The organism is Micromonospora coxensis (assembly GCF_900090295.1).
Lineage (GTDB): Bacteria > Actinomycetota > Actinomycetes > Mycobacteriales > Micromonosporaceae > Micromonospora > Micromonospora coxensis.
The window spans coordinates 5,633,876-5,652,350 of the sequence record NZ_LT607753.1 but is presented as its reverse complement, the minus strand read 5'-3'; the positions used below and the strand labels follow the sequence as shown (position 1 = coordinate 5,652,350).

The window sequence follows — 18,475 nt, the reverse complement described above, 5'->3', positions numbered from 1 at the left end:
TCCGTCGCCGCGCCGGCCCGGACAGGACCCACGGCGGGACGGGCCCCGTGCCCCGTCCCGCCGTGGGTCCTGTCCGGGCCGGATCGTCGCGATTCAGCCCGGGCGACGGGCGGTGACCAGCCAGGCGGTGCCGCGCAGGCGTACCCCCTCGGGGCTCTCGTGGGCGCGCAGCGTCTCGGTCAGCGCGGCGCGCGCCCGCGCGACGGTGGCCGGGTCGACCCGGTCGAACTGGTGACGGACCGGCCCCCAGCCGGCCAGGAACCCGGCCGCGTCGGCGGCGTCGACGCCCCAGATCTGGGGCGCCTCGGCCGGGACGCACTCCACCTCGGCCAGACCGGCGTCGGTGAGCACCCGCCGCACCGTGGCCGGGTCGGCCAGGGAGAGCGGTTCGGCGGTCCCGGCGTAGTCGGTGCCCGGGTCGGGCAGGTGGGCGGCGAGCGCGCCGAACGCCCGACCGAGGTCGCTGTCGCGCAGGTCGTCGAGGCAGACGAAGGCGAGCCGGCCGCCGGGACGCAGGGCCCGGGCGAGGTTGCCGAAGGCGACGACCGGATCGGCGAAGAACATCACCCCGAAGCGGCTGAGCACCACGTCGAAGCCGGCCTCGGGCAGCGGGTGCACCTGGGCGTCGCCCCGGACGAAGTGGACGTTGGCCACCTGCTCCTCGGCGGCGCGCGCCCGGGCCCGGTCGAGCATCGGCGCGGACAGGTCGAGGCCGACGGCGTGCCCGGCGCCGGCCCGGCGGGCGGCCAGCCGGGTGAGCTGCCCGTTGCCGCAGCCGACGTCGAGCACCCGGTCGCCCGGGCCCACGTACGCCAGCAGCGGGGCGTTGAAGCCGGCGTTGACGGCGTCGTAGCGGTCGTGGTGGTCGGCCCAGTGCTGCCCCTCGTAGCCGTTCCACGCCTGTTCCTGGTGGGTGTTGACGATGGTCCCCATTCGCCCCTCCGATAAAGAACGCTTGTTCATGAACGCTCATTCATAATGATCCCGGAGACCGCCTCCCGTCAACGGTTTCGCCGGTGATCGCCACGGGTACCTCCGGCCCTCGATGAAGCTGTCCACGAACTCCATGACGTTGCGCCGCGCGGCGCGCAGCCTCTTCGGCTGGACCGCGCTGAGGCCCAACCAGCTCGCCGCCATGCGCGCGGTGATGAAGCGACGCGACGCCCTGGTGGTGCTGCCCACCGGCGCCGGCAAGTCGGCGATCTACCAGATCCCGGCGAGCCTGATCCCCGGCCCGACGGTGGTGATCTCTCCCCTGCTGGCGCTACAGCAGGACCAGATCGCCGCGCTCAACGAGCGGCAACGCCCGGAGCTGCGGGCGGTGCGGATCAGCTCCGACGAGAGTCCCGCCCAGCAGGCCCAGGCGATCACCGAGATCCGGGAGGGGCGGGCGGAGTTCCTGTTCATCACCCCGGAGCAGCTCAGCAACCCCGACCGGATGGCCGAGGTGAAGTCGCTGAAGCCGGCCCTGGTCGCGATCGACGAGGCGCACTGCATCTCCGCCTGGGGCCACGACTTCCGCCCCGACTACCTGGCGCTCGGGCACCTCATCGACGGCATCGGCCGTCCGCCGGTGGTCGCCCTGACCGCCACCGCCTCACCCCCGGTACGCGACGACATCATCGCCCGGCTGCGGCTGCGCGACCCGGAGGTGGTGGTCTCCGGGCTGGACCGGCCCAACCTCTTCCTCGAGGTCGCCCACTGCCCCACCGACGACTACCGGTGGCGGCGGCTGGTCGCGCTGCTGCGCGACGACGAGCGCCCCGGCATCATCTACGTGCCCACCCGGCGCGCCGCCGAGGAGCTGGCCGCCCGGCTGACCGACGCCGGCTTCCCGTCGCAGTACTACCACGGCGGGATGCCCACCGGCGCCCGCAACGAGCTGCACGAGGCGTTCCTCGCCGACCAGGTGCCGATCATGGTGGCCACCTCCGCGTTCGGCATGGGCATCGACAAGCCGAACATCGCCTGGGTCGTGCACATGGCGCTGCCGGACTCCCCGGACAGCTACTTCCAGGAGATCGGCCGCGCCGGCCGCGACGGCGAACCGGCCCGGGTGCTGCTGCTCTGGCGCGCCGAGGACGTCGGGCTGCAGCGCTACTTCAGCGGCGGCCTGCCCGACGCCACCGAACTGCGGGACCTGGCCGCGCTGCTGCGCAAGCAGGCCCGGACCAAGAAGGAGCTGCGCGAGCTGACCGGCCTCGGCGCGCGCAAGCTCGGGCAGTACCTGGCGCTGCTGGAGCAGGTCGGGGCGGCGCAGCCCCGGGCGAAGCAGAAGATCGGCGCGCCGCGCTACTCCCCCACCCCGGTCGACGCCGCCGGCGCGGCGGTGGCCGAGGCGGAACGCCAGCAGGCCGTCACCCGGTCCCGCACCGACATGATGCGCGCCTTCGCCGAGACCACCGCCTGCCGGGGCCAGACCCTGCTGGCCTACTTCGGCGAGCAGATGTCCGAGGTCTGCGGGCACTGCGACAACTGCCACGCCGGCACCAGCACCGCCGACGACGGCGCGGTCGGGCCGTTCCCGGTGCACAGCCAGGTCCGCCACCCCGAGTGGGGCTCGGGTCTGGTGCTCAACTACGAGGAGGACCGGATGACCGTGCTCTTCGACGAGGTCGGCTACAAGACGCTCTCCGTGCCCGTGGTGTCCGAACAGGGTCTGCTGACCCTCGACTAGCCTGACCCGGGCAGCCGCGGCGCACGATGCGCAACACCCAACGAGCGAGAGGGGCTCAGTCGTGATCGAACAGCCGGCGTACACCGGGTTCGGGTTCTCCGACGAGGAGTGGGGGCTGCTGGTCGGCCTGCCGCAGGCGGTCCTCACCGCGGCCAGCGCCGCCGAGTCCGACGGCACCCGACGCACCCGCGCGGAGAACGCCGCCGGCCTGGAGACCATCTCCACCGGCCGGGAGTCGGCCAGCCCGCTGGTCGCGGCGGTCGCCGGGGAGATCGTGTCCCGCGTCGGCGACCCGGAGGCCGGCGAGGAACTGCCGGTCATCGAGCCGGCCGACCCGCAGGGCATGATCGACGACGTGCTGGCCCGGGCCGGGCAGGCGTCCGCCCTGCTCGCCGCCAAGGTGGACGAGGGCGAGGCCGGGGCGTACCGGCACTGGCTGGTGGAGATCGCCGAGCAGGTGGTCGGCGCGGCCTCGACCGGCGGTCTGCTCGGCCTCGGCGGCGACCAGGTCAGCGACTCCGAGCGGCGCTTCCGCGACCGGCTCTCGCACGTGCTCAACGACTGACCGCGCCGCGCCGGGTCCGCGCGTCCCGACCGGGACACGCGGACCTCTCGCGTCCGGCAGCCCTCGTCGCGCCCGGCCGAGCGGGCTGCTCGACAATGGAGGGGACGCACCGGGCGAGGGGGAGGTGGCCAGATGCTGGAACGCACCGTCGTCGACACCACGCACCTGCCGCCGGCCGAACGCTTCGGCATGTGGCTGGACCTGGTGGCCCGGACCTCGGCGCCGCTGCGGGTGCGCACCGACCACGCCCACGACTTCCCGGCCCGCGCCGAGTTCATCCCGCTCGGGCCGATCCAGGTCGTGCGCTACCGGTACCCGTCCATGGACGCCGTGCGCACCGAGCGGCTGGCCCGGCGGACCGAGGTGGACTACTTCCTGCTCGCCCTGACCCTGGGCGGCACCGGCGCGTCCGGTCAGGGCGACCGGCGCAGCGTGATCCTGCCCCGCGAGTTCACCTTCTACGACGGCTCCCGCCCGCACGAGGTCAGCCACCACGGGCGGGACGGCGGCCCGCCCGCCGGGTCGGTGGTGGCGCTGATCCCGCACGGCGTGCTGCCGCTGTCACCGGACCGGCTCGCCCCGCTGATGGCGGGGCGGATGTCCGGCAGCGAGGGGGTGGGGGCGCTGCTGGCCCAGTACCTCACCCAGATCGTCGAGCACCCCGAGCAGTACCACGCGGCGGACGCCGACCGGCTCGGCACGGTCGGGCTGGACCTCGCCAGCACCATGCTGGGCCGGCACCTGGTGGCCGAGGACGCGGTACCCCGCGAGGTCCGGCACCGGGCGCTGCTGACCCAGGTGCGCGGCTACGTCCAGCGGCACCTCGGCGACGGCACGCTCACCCCGCAGGCGGTCGCCGACGCGCACCACGTCTCGGTACGCACCCTGCACCGGCTCTTCGAGTCGGAGGAGACCACCCTGGCGTCGTACGTGCGCGACCTGCGCCTGCAACGGTGCCGGCGCGACCTCGCCGACCCGATGCTGGCCCACCTGCCGGTGCAGACCATCGGCGCCCGGTGGGGGTTCCGCGACAAGGCGCACTTCAGCCGCGCCTTCCGGGCCGCGTACGACGTGACCCCGCAGGCCTGGCGGGAACAGGCACGGATCGTCAACAGCACGGCGTCCGTCGTCAACCCGGAACCGGAATACTGATCGCGGGCCGCCGGTCACCGACCGCCGCGGCCCGACGGTAACGGGGGACCGCGGCGTGGCGTCCGTGACATCCGGTCACGGACGGCGCCCGGTGCCGAGCGGCGGGCAGCGCCGTCCGGCCGCCTCCGGCCGCGTCGGGTTCCGGCCCCGTCGCTCTTCCCCCCAGGACCGACGGCGGGGCCGGTCACGCCTCCTCCAGCAGCTCCAGCACCGACCGCTCGGCCTCGTCCTGCGGGGAGTCGGCGCGCACCGGCGCCACCACCCCGTCGTGGTACAGGTCCACCACCCGGGGGTCCACGTAGGACGTCCGGGCCACCGTCGGGGTGTTGCCGAGCAGCTCCGCGACGTCCTTCATCACCGCGGCGACCGCCTTGCGCCGGGCCGTGACGGAGCGCGGCACGCCCACCGTGGCCAGCTCGGTGGCGGCGAGCACGGTGGCGTGCCAGGTCCGGAAGTCCTTCGCCGTCATCTCCCCGCCGCTGGCGTCGCGCAGGTAGCCGTTGACCTCGTCGCTGCGCACGTCGCGCCAGGTCCGGCCGTCCCAGTAGCCGAACAGCCGCTCCTCGCTGCGCCGCCGGCGGCGCAGGTTGGTCAGCACCCGGCACAGCTCCGGGTCCTCGATCCGGCGCACCTGGTCGATGCCGCCCTTGGCGGGGAACTCGAAGACCACGCAGCCGGCCCGGGACCGGGCGTGCTCGGGGCGCAGGGTGGACACGCCGAAGGTGGCGTCCTCGCCGACGGCGTACTGGTCGTTGCCGACCCGGAACATCCCCATGTCCAGCAGCCGGGCCACGGTGGCCAGCACCCGGTCCCGGCCGAGCCCGCGCCCGTCCAGGTCCCGGGCGATCCGCTCGCGCAGCGTCGGCAGCCGGTGGGCCACCTCCAGCACGTGGTCGAACTTCGCCTCGTCCCGCTTGCGCCGCCACTCCGGGTGGTACAGGTACTGCCGGCGTCCGGCCGCGTCCACGCCGACGGCCTGGATGTGCCCGTTCGGGTACGGCGAGATCCAGACGTCCTGCCAGGCGGGCGGGACGACCAGCTCCCGCAGCCGGCTCAGCTGCTCCGGATCGCGGACCGGCTCGCCGTCCGGGGCGAGGAACACCCAACCCTTGCCGGCCCGGCGGCGCCCGTAGCCCGCCCGACCCGGATCACTACGCCGCAACCGCACCGGGGATCCGCACCGCCTCTTCGGCCTCGTCCACGGCGGCCAGCACCGGGTCCACCGGCAGGGCCGCCAATGTCGGGTGGGTTCCTACCCCGGGCGAACCGGGCCAATCCCGGGCACCGGCCCAGAGCACCCGGTGCCGGGGGCGGTCCGGCGGTGGCCCCCACTCGGCCGGCGGGACGGGGCCGAAGAGCAGCACCGACGGGGTCCCGTACGCGGTGGCCAGGTGGCCGACGCCGGTGTCGCCGCTGACCACCAGCCGGGCCCCGGCGACCAGGGCGGCCAGCTCACCGAGATCGGTGCCGCCGGCCAGCACCGCCTCGGCGGGCAGCCCCGCCCCGGCGGCGACCCGGCCGGCCAGGTCGCGTTCGTCCGCCGAGCCGGTCACCACGACCCGGTGACCCCGGCCGGCCAGTTCCCGGGCCAGCGCGGCGAACCGCCCGGCCGGCCAGCGCTTCTCCGGGACCTTGCTGCCGGGGTGCACGATCGTCACACCGGCCGGCGACCCACCCGGCGCGGGCCGGCGCAGCGCCAGGTCGGCCCGGTCGGCCGGGATGCCGTACCAGGCGAGCAGGCGGCACCAGCGGGCCACCTCGTGCTCCCCCGGCCGCCACGGCGGGCCGTCGAGGTGCCCGGCCCGCGGGCAGCGGAAGGCGAGCAACCGCCCCGCCCCGGCCAGCATCCGGTGCGACTGCGGGCCCCGCCCGTGCAGGTTCACCGCCACGGGCGGGGACGGCCACGGCGGCGGGCCGAGCCCGTCGGTGGGCAGCAGCCGGTCCACCGCGCCGACCAGGTCGACCAGGGGCGCCAGCCAGGCCGGCGCGGCCAGCGCCAGCTCCTCGCCCGGGTACGCGGCCCGCAGCGCGCGCAGCGCCGGCACCGCCGTGGCCAGGTCACCGACGCCCAGGGCACGCAGCACCAGGATCACGGCCAGGACGTCTCCCGCTCGGCGCAGACCACCATCTCCCGTACCGCGCAGCCGGGCGGCTGGGACAGCGCGAACATGATCGCGGCGGCGGTGTCGGCCGGGTCGTTGAGGTTGGCGTCCGGTCCTGGCTTGTACTGCGGGTCACGCTCGTCGAAGAAGGCGGTGCGCATGCCGCCCGGGATCAGCAGGGTCACCCCGATCCGGCCGGCGAGTTCGGCGGCGAGCGCGCGGGTGAAGCCGACCACCCCGAACTTCGCCGCGCAGTACGCGGTGGCGTCGCTGACCGCCTTGATCCCCAGCGTCGAGGCGACCGTGACCACGTTGCCCCGGGCCGCCTCCAGGTACGGCAACGCCGCGCGGACCACCGCGACCGTGGCGAGCAGGTCGACCGCGACGATCCGCTCCCAACTCTCCCCGGGCAGGTCGGCGAGCTTGCCGGGCACGTCGGTGCCGGCCGCGGTCACCACCGCGTCCAGGCCGCCGTTGCGCTCGGCCAGCTCCCGGGTGGCCCGCTCCGCCGCCCGGGTGTCGGCGAGGTCGCACTCGACCCAGGGCACCCCGTCGGCGGGACGGTGCCGGTCGAGCACGAGCGGCCGCCCGCCCGCCCGGGCCACGGCGGTCACCACGGCCGCGCCGAGGCCGCTCGATCCGCCGGTGACCAGGACGGTCGGACCGGCACCGGGTGCGCTGCTGGTCATCGTGCTCCCTCCGCCGTACGACGCCCGGCGCGGGCCGCGCCGGTGGGGGCGACGGCCCGCCGCTCGCCACGGGCCGCCGCGATCATGTCGGTGGTGGACCGCCCGTCCAGGTACGGCACCACCACGGTCTGCCCGCCCCAGCGGCGCAGCACCTCGGCCTCCGGCAGGGTGGCGGCGTCGCCGCCACCGGTGGCGTAGTCGCCACCCTTGACCCAGATGTCCGGGCGCAGCCAGCTCAACGCCGCGTGCGGAGTCGGCTCGTCGAAGACCATCACCGCGTCGACGCAGCTCAACGCGGCGAGCAACCGGCTGCGGTCGCCCTGGGACATCACCGGGCGCTCCGGTCCCTTCAGCCCGGTGACGCTGGCGTCGGAGTTGAGGCAGACGATCAGGCAGTCGCCGAGCTGCCGGGCGGCCTGCAACGTCGCCACGTGCCCGGCGTGCAGCAGGTCGAAGCAGCCGCCGGTGGCGACCACGGTGCCGCCGGCGGCGCGTACCTCGGCCACCACCGCGCCGGCCGCCGCGGCCCCGATCCGTTCCCCGCCACCGCTGAGCACCACCGGCGGGGCGGCCCGCACCTCCACCGGCAGCGCGGCGGCGACTCCCCCGCGGGCCACGTACGCCGACGCCTCCGCCACCGCCTCCTGCACCGCCTCGGAGACCAGTGCCCCCCGGGCGAGGGCGAGGGTCGCGGCGGAGGCGAACCGGTCCCCGGCCCCGCAGGTGTCCCCCTCGGCGTTGACCGGGGCCGCGACGACCAGCGGGGTGGACCCGGCGTGGCAGAGCAGCGCGCCGTCGCCGCCGAGGGTCACCGCCACCGCGCCGGCGCGCCACCGCTCGCGCAGCCCCTGCGCGCCCCGGGCGGCGGTGGCCAGCCGGGACTCGCCGGGCGGCACCTTGGTCAGCTCGCGCGCCTCCGGCTCGTTCGGGGTGGCCAGGGTGACCCCGGGCACCGCCGCCGGCCCGCGCGGGTGCGGGTCCCAGACCACCGGGGCGCGGGTGGCGGCCAGCGCGGCACGCAGCGCCGGCTGCCGGGCCACCCCCCGGCCGTAGTCGCTGACCAGCACCGCGGACGCCTCGGCGATCAGCCGCAGCACCGCCTCGTGCGGCTCCCCCGGTTCCGCGCCGGCGCCACCCCGGTCGTGGCGCAGCAGCACCCGGCCGCGCGCCCGCAGCCGGATCTTCTCCGGGGTGGAACCGGGCAGCGGCAGCGCGTACACCCGTACGCCAGCGGCGGTGAGCAGCGAGCTGAGCCGGGCCCCGGCGGCGTCGTCGGCCAGCGCGGTCACCAGCGCCACCTCGGCGCCCTGCGCGGCGGCGAAGAGCGCGGCCAGGCCCGCCCCGCCCGGCCGGTCGGCGTGCGCCGTCTCGTCCAGCACCGGGACCGGGGAGTCCGGGCAGAGCCGGTTCACCACGCCCTCGACGTCGCGGTCCAGCAGGGTGTCGCCGACGACCACCAACGGTCCGGGCACGCTCGCCTCCCTCATCCCGCCTCGACCTGCCGGTGACGGTCGTCGACCACCACCTCGACGCCGGTGCGCACCGGCTCGACGTCCGGCGCACCCGCCAGCGCCACGTCCACCGCCGCCACGTCCACCGCCGCCGCGCCCACCGCCGTCGCGGGCCCGGCCGTCGCCAGCGCGGCCGGCAGTTCCCGGTCGACGTACTCGCAGAGCACGTGGGTGGAGACCAGGTGCAGTTCCTGCACCACCTGGCTGTCCGCCGACGCCACCGCGAGCACCTCGTCGCAGGCGTCGGCGAGCGGGTTCGGAGCCGGGCCGGTGAACGCCCAGCAGCGCAGCCCGGTGTCCCGCCCGGCGCGGGCGGCGGCCAGCAGGTTGGCGCTGGCGCCGCTGGTGGACAGCAGCAGCAGCACGTCGCCGGGGCGGCCGTGCGCGCGCACCTGCCGGGCGAAGACCTCGTCGTAGCCGTAGTCGTTGCCGATCGCGGTCATCGCCGAGGTCTCCGCGTGCAGCGCGATGGCCGACAGCGGCTGCCGGTCGTCGCGCAGCTTGCCCACCAGTTCGGCGGTGAGGTGCTGGGCCTCGGCCGCGCTGCCGCCGTTGCCGGCCACGAGCAGCCGGCCCCCGCCGGCCAGGGTCACGGCCAGCTCGGCCCCCCACCGCGACAGCAGCCCCTCCGACTCGCGGTACGGCAGCAGCGCCTCGGCCAGCAGCGTCAGGTGCGCGTCGAGCAGCCCGGCCGTCATCAGGCGACCACCCGGGTGGGCCGGCGCACCGCGGCCACCTCGCCGTACAGCTCCGCCAGCCGCTCGGCGGCGGTGGCCCAGGAGTAGCTGCGCCTCGCTCGTTGCAGGGCGGCGGTGGCGTAGCCGAACCGGCGGATCCGGTCGTCGAGCAGGCGTTGGATCGCGGTGCCCAGCGCCTGCGGGTCACGGGCCGGCACCAGGTCACCGGTGACCCCGTCCACGACGGTGTCCTTGATCCCGCCGACGGCGGTGCCGACCACCGGCACGCCGCAGGCCATCGCCTCCAGCGGGGTCAGCCCGAACGGCTCGTACCAGGGGGCGGCGACCAGCAGGTCGGCCGAGCGGTACCAGCGGCCCATCTCCTCGCGGGGCACCGCGCCGACCAGCCGCACCCGGTCGGCCACCCCGCACGTCTCGGCCAGCGCCCGCAGCCGGCGGGCGTACGGGTCGGTCTCCAGCAGGCCGGCGGGCGGCCCGCCGACGATGACGCACTCCGCCCGCGGCACCAGCTCCATGGCCCGTACCACGGTCTGGAAGCCCTTGCGCTCCACCAGCCGGCCGACGGTGAGCACCCGGGGCCGGTCGGGCTCCCGGTCGGCGGCGGGGCCGAGCGGGGCGAAGGTGGTCAGGTTGACCCCGGAGGGGACCACCGTCATCCGGGAACGGGGGACGCCGAGGCGGACCAGCTCGCCCACCTCGTCCTGGCACTGGGCGACCACCCGGTCCACCGACCGGCCCAGTTCCCGCTCGTAGGAGATCCGGCGGGCCGGGCTGGTGTCCTGCACGCCCTGGTGACGCTTCTTGACCGTGCCCAGCGCGTGGTACGTCTGCACCACCGGCACCCCGGTCTGCCGGCTGGCGGCCAGCGCGGCGAGCCCGCTCATCCAGAAGTGCGCGTGGATCACCTCCGGCGTCCAGTCCCCGCCCCGCCACCGCGCCACCAGCCAGCCGCTGAACTCCTTCATGTGCGGCAGCAGGGCGTCCTTGGCCACCGGCTCGGCCGGGCCGGCCGGCACGTGCACCACGTCGTACCCGTCCGGGGCGCGGACGGTGACCGGCAGGTCGACGGCGTCGCGGCGGGTGTAGACCCGCACGTCGTGCCCGGCGGCCGCCAGCGCGGCGGAGAGCTCCGCGACATGCGTGTTCTGCCCGCCGGCGTCCTCACCGCCCAGCACGGCGAGCGGGCTGGCGTGCTCGGAGATCATCGCGATGCGCATACTTCCTCCTCCAGCAGGCGGTCCCAGTCGGCGAGGAAACGGTCCAGGCCGTAGCGGCCCCGGGCGGCGGCGCGGGCCTGCTCGCCCGCCCGGCGGGCCTCGGCGGGCTCGGCGACGAACCGCCGGGCGGCCTCCACCAGCACGTCCACCCGGGTGGAGAGCGCGCCGGCGGCCGGCGGCACGGCTTCGACGGCCTCGGTGGTGGCCAGCGCGACCACCGGCATGCCCATGGTCATCGCCTCGATCAGGCTCAGCCCGAGCGAGGTCCACCGGCACAGGTGCAGGTACGCCCGCCGCCGGGCCAACTCGGCGTGCATCCGGTGCTGCGGCACGTCGTCGTGGCTGGTCAGCCGGTCGGCGGGCAGGCCCAGGTGGTCGGCGAGCCCGGCCACCCTCATGCCGAACACGTCCAGCGGGGCGATCTCGGCGAAGGGGGCCAGCAGGTCGGTGCCGGTGACCCGCCACCGGCGCACCGGCTCGTTGATGACCACGGCCAGCCGGTCCAGCTCCCCGGTCCACCCGACGGCGGGCGGCACCACGCCGTGCTCGACGACGGCGGTGCGGGTGCCGCCGTTGTCGTAGAACAGCTCGTTGAAGTGGGTGACGTGGGTGAGCAGCAGGTCGTCACGGTCGGCCATCGGGTGGCGGGTGTTCGGCACGTCGCCCTTGGGGGTGTTGTGCTCGACGTAGATCGCCGGCACGTCCCGGCCGACCCGCCGGCCGAGCCAGTCGCAGGCCAGGTCGAACTCCTCGGGGCGTTGCAGCAGCACCACGTCGACCTCCTCGCGGCGCAACTGCTGCGGGGTGACCTCGACGGCGCTGTCCGGCCACGGGTAGGTGCGCGCCCTCCCCAGCCCGTACGGGCCACGGTCGGGGGTGACCGGCACCAGGTAGCGGTGCTTGCCGTGCACGAAGGACGTGGTCCAGGAGCCGTGCACGTGCCACACCAGGATGTTCATCGGGTGCTCCCGCCGCCGGTGACCACCGCCGCCGCGCCGGCGGCCGGGGCGACGGTGACCGTCCCGGTCGGCCCCGCCGGGGCGGGCGCGTCGGCCGGCACGCCGAGCAGGCGGACGGCCTCCAGGACCCGGCCCGGCTCGACCGCGGCCAGGCAGGGGTGCCCGGGCACCGGGCAGCGGGTGGCCCGGGTGTCCCGGCACGGCGCGGCGGCGTCGCCGAGGCGCACGGCCGGCACCCGGTACGGCCCCCACTGTCCGTACGGGACGGTGGGGGCGAAGAGGCTCACCACCGGCACGCCCAGCGCGGCGGCGAGGTGGGCGGGGCCGGTGTTGCCGACGACGAGCGCCCCGGCCCCGGCGAGCACGGCGGCCAGCTCGGCCAGCCCGGTCCGTCCGCCCAGGTCCAGCCCGGCGTCCCCGGCCACCTGCGCGGTCAGCGTCGCCTCGTGCGGGCCGCCGGTGACCACGACCCGGTGCCCGGCGGCGGCGAGCACCCGCACGATCCGGGCCGCCAGCTCGGGCGGGCAGGCCCGGGTCGGCACCGCGGAGCCGGGGTGCACCACCACGTAACCGGGCCGGCCGAGCCCCTCCGGCGGCGGGGGCAGCCCGGCGGTGCGTACCCGCAGGGTCGGTTGGTCCCCCGGGGCCAGCGCGAAGCCGGCGGCGGCGGCCAGCGACAGGGCGCGTTCGGGTTCCGGCACGCCCGCCGGCACCCGGTGCCGGACGTCGAGCAGGCTGCCCGGGTAGTCCTCGCTGATCGCGCTGATCCTCGGCACCCCGGCCATCCGCAGCAGCAGCGCCAGGGGCAGCGGCGACTGGTGGAAGGAGGTGAAGACGACCGCCTCGTCCGCGCCGACGGCGGCCAGCCGGGCGGTCAGCGCGCGCAGGTCGTCGGGGTCGACCGGGGCCGGGTCGCCGTCGATCCACGGCAGCGGCCACTCGATCAGCTCGTCGACGCCGGGCAGCAGGGCGGCGGCGTCCCGCCCGCGCGTGCCGCAGAGCAGCACGACCCGCTCGGCACCGGCGGCGACGGCCCGCACGGCCGGGCCGGTGACCAGCACGTCCCCGGCGGAGTCGCTGCGCGCCACCAGCACCGTCCCCCGGCGCGGGCCCGGCGACCCGCCGGTGACCAGGGCGGCCCGGGCCAGGATGGCGGCGACCGCCGCCGGCAGGTCGGCCACCACGGCGGGCGCGGCGGCCACCTCGGCCGGGCGGGTGGTGGCGGTGGGCACCAGGATGCCGGCGGCGCCGGCCGCGCCGGCCGCGGTCATGTCGGCGCCGATGTCGCCGACCATCACACAGCGCTGCGGGACGGTGCCGAGGGCGTGGGCGGCGGCCCGGACCATGCCGGGGGCCGGCTTGCGGCAGTCGCAGCCGGCCCGCTCGTCGTGCGGGCAGACCTGCCAGGTGTCGAACGGGCCGAGCAGCTCCTCGACCCGCGCGTGCACCGCCCGCATCTGCCCGGCGGTGAACAACCCCCGGGCCAGGCCGGACTGGTTGGTGACCACGCCCAGGCGCAGCCCGGCCGCGCGCAGCCGGTCCAGCGCCTCCCGGGCGCCCGGCACCGGCCGCACCTTGTCCGGGTCGCCGTTGTACGGCACGTCCTCGATCAGGGTGCCGTCGCGGTCCAGCAGCACCGCGTCGAACAGGACCGGCTGCGGCGCGCCCCGCCCGGCCGGTTCCACCCGGCCTGACCTGCGCTGATCCGACTCCATCCGGTCCCGTCGCACGGGCGGCGGGTTCCCGGAGCCCCGGGGAGTAAACATCATCTACCCGGCGGCACGGCCTCGTCGCCGTCGCCGGAGCCCGCACGGTCGCCGACCGGGCCTTACCCGCCGCCCCGGAGAAGCTAACGCCGCCCCCGTTAGATCCCGACGGAGCCCGGGTACAGAGTCGCGGTGGCGATTGTGGAGAAAGTGATCGACGCTCCCCCGCAGCAGGTCTTCGACGTGCTCGCCGACGGGTGGACGTACAGCGACTGGGTGGTCGGCACCGCGCACGTGCGCGACGTGGACGCCGACTGGCCCCGGGCGGGGACGCAACTGCACCACCGGGCCGGCCCGTGGCCGTTCTCCCTGGAGGACTCCTCGACGGTGCTGGTCTGCGAGCCGCCGCACAAGCTGGTCATCAAGGCCGGGCTCTGGCCGGCCGGCGAGGCGATCGTGGTGTTCACCCTGCAACCGGTCGGTGACGGCTTCGGCACCCGGGTGCGCATCGGCGAGGACTTCGCCGCCGGGCCGCTGCGCTGGGTCCGCAACAAGCTCAACGACCTGGTGCTGCACCAGCGCAACAAGGAGACGCTGCGGCGGCTCTCCGACATCGCCACCCGGCAGAAGGCGGACGAACGCGCCCAGCGCTGACGGTCGGCCCCGCTCCCGGCGGTGTCGACGGCGGGGGCGGGGAGCCTCGACGGGGGCCGGTACGGCACTGGCTACCCTTTGGGGGAAAACCGTCGGCAACCAGAGGATGTCCGTCATGATCGAACCCGTGGAGCTGCCCTCGCCCTGGCGGGACGCACGCCTGACCGTCGTGGTCCCCACCTACAACGAGGCGGGCAACCTCCCGGTACTGGTCGAGCGACTCCTCAGCCTGCCGCTGCCGGGCCTGAAGGTGCTGGTCGCCGACGACAACTCCCCGGACGGCACCGGCGAGGTCGCCGACAAGCTCGCCATCGAGCACCCGGACCGGGTCCAGGTCGTGCACCGCGCCGGCAAGGAGGGGCTGGGCCGGGCGTACGTCGACGGGATCGGCCGGGCCCTCGACGGCGGCGCGGAGTACGTGGCGCAGATGGACGCCGACCTGTCGCACCCGCCGGAGGCGCTGCCCGGCATGCTCGGCGCGCTGCTCTCCACGCAGGCCAGCGTGGTGATCGGCTCCCGCTACGTCCCCGGCGGCGAACTGGACGAGAACTGGCCGCTCTACCGTCGCGCGCTCAGCGGCTGGGCCAACCTGTACGTGCACACCCTGCTGCGGGTGCGCATCCGCGACCTCACCGCCGGCTTCAAGATCTGGCGGGCCGACGCGCTGCGCGACATCGGGCTGGAGCGGGTGCAGTCGAACGGCTACAGCTTCCAGGTCGAGATGCACTACCTGGCCACCAAGCTCGGGCACACCATCCTGGAGGTGCCGATCCGCTTCGAGGAGCGGCGCGACGGCGACTCCAAGATGACCACCGCCACCAAGGTGGAGAGCGCCCTGATGCCGTTCAAGCTGCGGACCCGGCACCGGAACCTGGAGCGCTGACCCGCTCGGAGCCGTCCCCCGGCCCGGCCTGCCGGCCGGGCCGTCAGCGGTAGACGGCGCGGTGCGCCGCGCCGACGACCCGGGCGTACAGTCCGCCGGTCAGGGCGCGGTCGCGGTGCAGCGCCGCCCGGGCCGCGTTCGCGCCGGGCGCGCCGTGCACACCGCCGCCCGGGTTCGCCGAGGCGTTGGCCAGGTAGAGCCGGTCGACCGGGGTGTCCGGCCGGCCCAGCCCGGGCACCGGCCGCAGGAAGAGCTGCTGGTACGCGGCGGCGGTGCCGGCGCCGACCGCCCCGCCGACCAGTCCCGGGTTGCGTTCCTCCAGCTCCGCCGGACCGGCCACGAACCGGCCCCGGACGAGGTCCTGGAAGCCGGGGGCGTACCGCTCGAGCACCGCCTCCATCCGGTCCACGTGCCGGCTGACGTCCTCGGCCCGCCAGTCCCGCCGGAACGGCAGGTGGGTATACGACCAGAGCGACTCGGTCCCCGCCGGTGAGCGCCCCGGGTCGGCGGTGGTCATCTGGCCGACCAGCAGGAACGGCTCCTCGGGCGCCTGGCCGCAGGCCAGGTCGGCGGCGTACCGGGTGAGGCCGTCGACGTCGGTGGCCAGGTGCACCGTGCCGGCGCCGCGCACCTGCGGGTTGGTCCACGGCATCGGCCCGTCCAGCGCCCAGTCGACCTTGACGGTCGAGCCGTCCCAGCGGAAGTGCGCCAGGTCCTCCACCAGCCGGGGCGGCAGCGCCGCCGCGCCGACCAGGTCCAGGTAGAGCGCGGGGGCGGGCACGTCGGCCAGCACCGCCCGGCGGGCCCGCCAGAGCGAGCCGCCGACGGTGCGCACGCCCATCGCCCGGCCCCGGGCCACCAGCACCCGGTCGACCGGCGCGGAGTAGCTGATCCGGCCGCCCCGGGCCAGCAGCCGGCCCACCAGCGCGTCGGTGATCCTCTGTGCCCCGCCGACCGGGACCGGCCAGCCGACCTCCTGGCCGAGCATGGCCAGCAGCCAGCCGTAGATGCCCGAGCCGGCGTCGTCCGGGGAGAGGTCGGTGTGCAGGGCGCAGCTGGCCATCAGCGCCGGCGCGCCCTCGCCCCGGAACAGCTCGCGGCCGAGTTGGCGGCTCGGCAGCACCAGCCGGCGGGCCAGCCGCAGGGCGCCGGCCGTCCGCAGCCGGCCGAGCAGCTCCAGGCCGTTGCGGACCGGCGGGAACGGGGTGAACAGGGCGTCCAGCAGCGGACGCGAGATGGCGCGCCAGTCGTCGTACGTGTCCAGCCAGCGCTGCCCGTCGCCGGGGGCGAACGCCTCCATCGAGGCGGCGCTGCGCGCCGGGTCGCGGTTCAGCACCGCCGCCCGCCCGTCGGGCATGACGTGCGCCAGGACGTCCGGGGCGTGGGTCCAGGTCAGGCCGTGGGCGTCGAGGCCGAGCCGGCGCAGCACCGGGGAGGCGTACCCGAGGGGGTAGAAGGAGCTGTAGAGGTCGCTGAGGTAGCCGGGGGCGGTCACCTCGGCGGAACGGACCGCCCCGCCGGGGGCGGCGGTGGCCTCCAGCACCAGCACGTCCCAGCCGGCGTCGGCGAGCAGGTTCGCGGCCACCAGCCCGTTGTGTCCGGCGCCGATGACGACGGCGTCGGCGGTCTCCGTCCCGCTGTCGATCATCCGATCCGCCTACCCGGCCAGCAACCGGGCGAAACGCGTTTGCCTCGCCGGGAGCGGGGCATCCCCTGCCGCATGTACAGGGTTGAACAGCTCATCGGTGGAGTGTGGGGCGCGGGCGGCGAGGGTGGTGAGCTGACGGTCCACGATCCGGCCGACGGCGCCCCGGTCAGCACCGTGCCGGTGGCGACGGCGGACGAGGTGGCCAAGGCGGTCGAGGCGGCCCGGGGCGCGGCGGCGGAGTGGGCGGCGACGCCTCCGGCGGAGCGGGCGGCGGCGCTGCACCGGGCGGCGGACGCCCTGACGGCGGCGGCCGACGAGCTGGCCGCGGCGACCACGGCGGAGATGGGCAAGCCGCTGGGCGACGCGCGGGGCGGCGTCGAGGCGGGCATCGGCACGCTGCGACAGTACGCCGAACTCGGCCCGGTGCGCGGGGGCCGCACCCTGCACGGCGGCGCCGCCGCGATCGACTTCATGGCGCCGGAGCCGCGCGGCGTGGTCGCCGCCATCACCCCGTGGAACGACCCGGTGGCGGTCTCCTGCGGGCTGCTCGGCGCGGCCCTGGTCACCGGCAACGTGGTGCTGTACAAGCCCAGCGAGCGCACCCCGGCCACCGGCTGGCTGCTGGCGAAGGTCCTGGACAGCGGCCTGCCGGCCGGGGTGCTCTCCCTGCTCACCGGCGGCGCCGAGGTGGGTGCGGCCCTCTCGGCGCAGGAGGTCGACGTGGTCGCCCACGTCGGTTCGACGGCGACCGGCCGGGCCATCGCGGCGGCCTGCGCCCGCACCGGCGCGAAGGCGCTGCTGGAGAACGGCGGCAGCGACCCGTTGATCGTCGACGCCGGGGTGGATCCGGTCTGGGCGGCACAGCAGGCCGCGATGGGCTCGTTCGCCAACGCCGGCCAGATCTGCGTGGCGGTCGAGCGGATCTACGCGCACCGCGACGTCGCCGAGGACTTCGTCGACGCGCTGGTCGAGCGGGCGCGTTCGCTGCGGGTCGGACCGGGCCGGGACCCGGACACCGAGCTGGGGCCGCTGGTGGACCGGCGGCACCGCGACCACGTGCACGGCCAGGTCACCGCGGCGGTCGCGGAGGGCGCCACGCTGCGGGTGGGCGGCACGCTGCCGGACGGGCCGGGGGCGTTCTACCCGGCCACGGTGGTCAGCGACTGCCGGCAGGAGATGACGCTGATCCGCGAGGAGACGTTCGGCCCGGTCGCCGCGGTGGTCGTGGTCGACTCGTTCAGCGAGGCGCTGAAGTGTGCGGCCGACTCGCCGTACGGGCTGGCCGCCACGGTGCTGACCCCGTCGATGAGCCACGCCCAGCGGGCCTGGCGGGAGCTGCCGGTGGGCACCGTCAAGGTCAACGCGGTCTTCGGCGGCGCGCCGGGCGGCGCCGCGCAGCCACGCCGCGGCAGCGGCCAGGGCTTCGGGTACGGCCCGGAGCTGCTCGACGAGTTCAGCACGGTCAAGACCGTGCACATCGAGGCCCCGGGCGGCGGCCACTGGTGAGCACGGAGGCGGGAGCCCGGGACCGTGCGGGTCCCGGGCTCCCGTGGTGTCGCCGGTCAGCGACCGCGGGCCTTGGCCTTCTCCCGGGTCTTCGTGGTCTGTCGGGTGTTCGCCTTCTCGATCGCCTCGACCAGTTCCGGCTTGGTCATCCGGGACCGGCCCGGCACGTCGAGCTTCTTCGCCACCTCCATCAGGTGGTCCTTGGTGGCGTTGGCGTCCACCCCGCCGGCGGTGGGCGCGCGTCGGGCGGGGCCGCCACCGGCCGCCTGCCGGTCGCTGGGGCCCTTGCGCCCCTTCGGCTCCCAGTGGTCGCCGACCTTCTCGAACTCGTGCTTGACCGCGGCGAAGGCGGTGCGGTGCGCCCGCTCCCCCTCGCCGTACGTCTCGACCGCCGAGTCGTGCGTCTTCTCCCAGGTGCGCTGCGCCTTCTCCGGGGAGCGCCGCAGCGTGCTGGGCAGTACCTCGCGCCCGGGCATCTCGTCCTCCTCCGCGTCGGTTTCCCTCCGGT

General features: G+C 76.1%; 17 protein-coding genes. 6 read left to right on the top strand and 11 right to left on the bottom strand.

Annotated features, from left to right (window positions below; genetic code table 11):
* Window positions 1–93 precede the first annotated feature (93 nt).
* Complete coding sequence (locus tag GA0070614_RS25765; RefSeq protein WP_088978376.1) at window positions 94–933, bottom strand: class I SAM-dependent methyltransferase; 840 nt, start codon at window positions 931–933, stop codon at window positions 94–96.
* A 112-nt stretch (window positions 934–1,045) separates the two neighbouring features.
* Here GA0070614_RS25765 and GA0070614_RS25760 point away from each other — a divergent pair, with 112 nt between their 5' ends.
* From GA0070614_RS25760 to GA0070614_RS25750, 3 genes are all read left to right on the top strand, one after another.
* Complete coding sequence (locus GA0070614_RS25760) at window positions 1,046–2,677, top strand: RecQ family ATP-dependent DNA helicase (RefSeq protein ID WP_088978375.1); 1,632 nt, start codon at window positions 1,046–1,048, stop codon at window positions 2,675–2,677.
* Between the two features lie 61 nt (window positions 2,678–2,738).
* A complete protein-coding gene (locus tag GA0070614_RS25755; protein ID WP_088978374.1) occupies window positions 2,739–3,242 on the top strand; it encodes a hypothetical protein in 504 nt (167 codons plus the stop codon).
* Between the two features lie 132 nt (window positions 3,243–3,374).
* Window positions 3,375–4,394 (top strand): AraC-like ligand-binding domain-containing protein, encoded by a 1,020-nt coding sequence (locus GA0070614_RS25750; protein WP_088978373.1) that lies wholly within the window; start codon window positions 3,375–3,377, stop codon window positions 4,392–4,394.
* Window positions 4,395–4,578: 184 nt separating this feature from the next.
* On the opposite strand, the gene GA0070614_RS25745 is transcribed toward GA0070614_RS25750, so the two are convergent.
* From GA0070614_RS25745 to GA0070614_RS25710, 8 genes are read right to left on the bottom strand one after another with little or no spacing between them, the layout of a single operon-like run.
* On the bottom strand, window positions 4,579–5,562 hold the full coding sequence (locus tag GA0070614_RS25745; protein WP_088978372.1) for a DNA topoisomerase IB: 984 nt from the start codon (window positions 5,560–5,562) through the stop codon (window positions 4,579–4,581).
* Window positions 5,546–6,487, bottom strand: coding sequence for a glycosyltransferase family 9 protein (locus tag GA0070614_RS25740; protein WP_088978371.1), 942 nt, complete (start codon window positions 6,485–6,487; stop codon window positions 5,546–5,548). The genes GA0070614_RS25745 and GA0070614_RS25740 overlap by 17 nt, the downstream gene beginning before the upstream one ends.
* Entirely contained in the window at window positions 6,484–7,185 is a 702-nt protein-coding gene (locus GA0070614_RS25735; protein WP_088978370.1) for an SDR family oxidoreductase, read from the bottom strand. Before GA0070614_RS25735 ends, GA0070614_RS25740 begins: the two co-directional genes overlap by 4 nt.
* A complete protein-coding gene (locus tag GA0070614_RS25730; RefSeq protein WP_408630712.1) occupies window positions 7,182–8,672 on the bottom strand; it encodes a PfkB family carbohydrate kinase in 1,491 nt (496 codons plus the stop codon). The genes GA0070614_RS25735 and GA0070614_RS25730 overlap by 4 nt, the downstream gene beginning before the upstream one ends.
* Window positions 8,669–9,394 (bottom strand): D-sedoheptulose-7-phosphate isomerase, encoded by a 726-nt coding sequence (locus tag GA0070614_RS25725; protein ID WP_088978369.1) that lies wholly within the window; start codon window positions 9,392–9,394, stop codon window positions 8,669–8,671. The genes GA0070614_RS25730 and GA0070614_RS25725 overlap by 4 nt, the downstream gene beginning before the upstream one ends.
* On the bottom strand, window positions 9,394–10,611 hold the full coding sequence (locus GA0070614_RS25720) for a glycosyltransferase (RefSeq protein WP_088978368.1): 1,218 nt from the start codon (window positions 10,609–10,611) through the stop codon (window positions 9,394–9,396). Before GA0070614_RS25720 ends, GA0070614_RS25725 begins: the two co-directional genes overlap by 1 nt.
* Window positions 10,596–11,570 carry a glycosyltransferase gene (locus GA0070614_RS25715; protein WP_088978367.1) on the bottom strand — a complete coding sequence of 325 codons (975 nt, stop codon included), beginning with the start codon at window positions 11,568–11,570 and terminating at the stop codon, window positions 10,596–10,598. Before GA0070614_RS25715 ends, GA0070614_RS25720 begins: the two co-directional genes overlap by 16 nt.
* Window positions 11,567–13,285 carry an HAD-IIIA family hydrolase gene (locus GA0070614_RS25710; RefSeq protein WP_408630711.1) on the bottom strand — a complete coding sequence of 573 codons (1,719 nt, stop codon included), beginning with the start codon at window positions 13,283–13,285 and terminating at the stop codon, window positions 11,567–11,569. Before GA0070614_RS25710 ends, GA0070614_RS25715 begins: the two co-directional genes overlap by 4 nt.
* A 183-nt stretch (window positions 13,286–13,468) precedes the next feature.
* Here GA0070614_RS25710 and GA0070614_RS25705 point away from each other — a divergent pair, with 183 nt between their 5' ends.
* Both GA0070614_RS25705 and GA0070614_RS25700 read left to right on the top strand, forming a co-directional pair.
* Window positions 13,469–13,930 carry an SRPBCC family protein gene (locus GA0070614_RS25705; protein WP_088978366.1) on the top strand — a complete coding sequence of 154 codons (462 nt, stop codon included), beginning with the start codon at window positions 13,469–13,471 and terminating at the stop codon, window positions 13,928–13,930.
* Between the two features lie 115 nt (window positions 13,931–14,045).
* Window positions 14,046–14,813 carry a polyprenol monophosphomannose synthase gene (locus tag GA0070614_RS25700; RefSeq protein ID WP_088978365.1) on the top strand — a complete coding sequence of 256 codons (768 nt, stop codon included), beginning with the start codon at window positions 14,046–14,048 and terminating at the stop codon, window positions 14,811–14,813.
* Window positions 14,814–14,856: 43 nt separating this feature from the next.
* Here GA0070614_RS25700 and GA0070614_RS25695 read toward each other — a convergent pair whose 3' ends face one another.
* A complete protein-coding gene (locus GA0070614_RS25695) occupies window positions 14,857–16,461 on the bottom strand; it encodes a phytoene desaturase family protein (RefSeq protein WP_088978364.1) in 1,605 nt (534 codons plus the stop codon).
* 72 nt (window positions 16,462–16,533) lie between these two features.
* On the opposite strand from GA0070614_RS25695, the gene GA0070614_RS25690 reads away from it, so the two are divergent.
* Window positions 16,534–17,967 carry an aldehyde dehydrogenase family protein gene (locus GA0070614_RS25690; RefSeq protein WP_088978363.1) on the top strand — a complete coding sequence of 478 codons (1,434 nt, stop codon included), beginning with the start codon at window positions 16,534–16,536 and terminating at the stop codon, window positions 17,965–17,967.
* A 56-nt stretch (window positions 17,968–18,023) separates the two neighbouring features.
* Here GA0070614_RS25690 and GA0070614_RS25685 read toward each other — a convergent pair whose 3' ends face one another.
* Entirely contained in the window at window positions 18,024–18,443 is a 420-nt protein-coding gene (locus GA0070614_RS25685) for a ChaB family protein (RefSeq protein WP_088978362.1), read from the bottom strand.
* Window positions 18,444–18,475 lie beyond the last annotated feature (32 nt).